Annotated in this window: 4 protein-coding genes; all 4 read left to right on the forward strand. The window is 33.4% G+C overall.

The features are described 5' to 3' along the window. Positions 1-97 precede the first annotated feature (97 nt). Positions 98-880 (forward strand): 2-amino-3,7-dideoxy-D-threo-hept-6-ulosonate synthase, encoded by a 783-nt coding sequence (locus BG20_RS10920; RefSeq protein ID WP_048097254.1) that lies wholly within the window; start codon positions 98-100, stop codon positions 878-880. Beyond that, complete coding sequence (locus BG20_RS13535; protein ID WP_010195325.1) at positions 873-1,013, forward strand: hypothetical protein; 141 nt, start codon at positions 873-875, stop codon at positions 1,011-1,013. Before BG20_RS10920 ends, BG20_RS13535 begins: the two co-directional genes overlap by 8 nt. Before the next feature lie 32 nt (positions 1,014-1,045). Then, entirely contained in the window at positions 1,046-1,933 is an 888-nt protein-coding gene (locus BG20_RS10925) for a 3-dehydroquinate synthase II (protein WP_238527620.1), read from the forward strand. 5 nt (positions 1,934-1,938) lie between these two features. Beyond that, positions 1,939-2,249: type I 3-dehydroquinate dehydratase (locus BG20_RS10930; protein ID WP_010195328.1), on the forward strand; the 311-nt coding region annotated here is incomplete at its 3' end.

Consider the following 2,249-nt stretch of genomic DNA (forward strand, 5'->3'; position numbering starts at 1 on the left):
GAATTCAAAGCAAAGTCAATTTCATGCACAAATCAGATAATTACGAGTTAAAAGATTCACGTTATTTTTAAGTAGGGCACTAAAAACAGATTCAGCCATGGTATCGGGTCATCAGATTCGTATGAATAGAATCCTAAGAAAAGGAAAAATGTTGTGCATCCCAATGGATCACGGTATTTCAAATGGACCAATTGAAGGCCTAACAGACCCAGCATCCATAATTTACAAATGTGAAACACGCGGATTGACCAGTATTATCATAAACAAAGGAATTCTTAAGACATTACCAAATCCAACAAAGATTGGAGTTTTAGTACATTTTTCAAGTAGCACATCATTATCAATGTCTCCGAATCGCAAAATGCTCACAGGTACGGTAGAAGAAGCAGTAAGAATGGGAGCAGATGGAGTATCATTGCATATCAACATTGGTGGAAAAGAAGAGCCAGAGATGCTAGAACAGCTCGGAATGACTGCTGAGCAATGTCACAAATGGGATATGCCACTTTTAGCAATGATGTACCCAAGAGGTGAAAACATCAAGAATCCACATGATCCGGAAATGGTAGGACATGTTGCACGAATAGGTGCAGAATGTGGAGCAGATATTGTAAAAACATTATACACAGGAGATATTGATTCATTTGCAAAAATTGTAAAAAGTACACCAGTGCCAATTGTAATTGCAGGAGGGCCAAAATCAAAAACAGATTTAGATATTCTTCAAATGACAGAAGATGCAATGGCTGCCGGAGCAAAGGGAGTAACATATGGTAGAAATATTTTTGCACATAAAAAACCAGATAAAATAGTGGAAGCATTAGCATCAATAATTTTCAAAAAAGAATCCGCAAAGGAAGCAATGAAAAAAATTGAGTAAGACAAGAGAATTAATAATTTCACCCAAAGTTCCTCAAGGACAATTAACAAAATTTCTTCTTCAGTTACAAGATGAAAAAATTAAAACAGTATATCTAGATCCAAAAAAAATAGATCAAAAAAAATTAAATTAGAAACAGTATACACGTCACCTGCTGCAAAATACATAGTAGTTGAAAAAGACTGGTCTGCAAAACCAAAGGGGAAAAAAATAGGTAAAAAATTTGAAGTGCTATCCAACAAAGACATTGAAAATATTCTAACATTAGCAAAAAAAGGACTAGATTTTGTAATAGTCGAAGTAAAAGATTGGAAGATAATCCCACTTGAAAATATTATTGCAAAACTTCATAAAATAAACACCAAAATTTTTGCCATAGCCAATACGCCTGAAGAGGTAAGAAAGATGTTCTCAATACTAGAAGTAGGAGTTGATGGAGTGATTTTCAATACAGCCTCAATTAATGAAGTAAGGGAAGCCATGTTGTATTTAGGAACTAGAAATTTTGAATTAAAACCTGCAAAAATAATCGAGATAAAAGAAGTAGGCGATGGGGAAAGAGTTTGTGTAGATACGGCATCAATATTACATAAGGGGGAAGGAATGTTAATTGGAAGTAGATCAAACTTTTTGTTTTTGGTTCACAATGAATCAGTGGGATCATCATTTACATCACCAAGGCCATTTAGAGTCAATGCAGGTGCAGTGCATTGCTATACACTTTCTCCAGATGGAACAACAAATTATCTTTCAGAAGTAGAAACAGGTGCAGAGGTATTGATAATAAATTCCAAAGGCAATGCAAGAAGAGCCACTGTCGGAAGATCAAAAATAGAACGACGCCCAATGTTGATGATCAAAGCAGTTGTAGGTGACGAGATTGGCGGAATTATTGCACAAGATGCAGAGACTATTCGATTTGTAAGACCAAACGGACAACTAGTATCAGTTACACATCTAAAAAAAGGAGACATCGTAATGGTACATGCAAAATCAGCTACAGGTAGACATTTTGGAATGGAAGTTTCAGATGAATACATCTTAGAAAAATAAGTGAAATGAAATACAAAACATGTGTATCAATTGCAGAAGATTCACCAATAAAGATTAAAAAAAATCTAAAAGAGACACTAAGAAGATCAGATTATGCAGAAGTGCGATTTGATTTTTTAAAAATAAATGAAATTCCAAAAACACTAGAAATTATTAAAAAAGATTTAAAAAAAATAGTTTGTACTTTAAGACCAAAATCAGAGGGTGGAAAATTTGAAGGTAGTGAAAAAGAAAGAATATCAATATTAAAATTAATTGCAGAGTATAATCCATTTTTATTAGATGTAGAATATAATACAATTAAAAAAAATAAAGA

This window comes from Candidatus Nitrosarchaeum limnium BG20, from assembly GCF_000241145.1.
Taxonomy (GTDB): domain Archaea; phylum Thermoproteota; class Nitrososphaeria; order Nitrososphaerales; family Nitrosopumilaceae; genus Nitrosarchaeum; species Nitrosarchaeum limnae.

Coding starts and splice junctions, on each gene's coding strand:
- BG20_RS10920 (WP_048097254.1), top strand. CDS start 98: ATGGTATCGGGTCATCAGATTCGTATGAATAGAATCCTAAGAAAAGGA.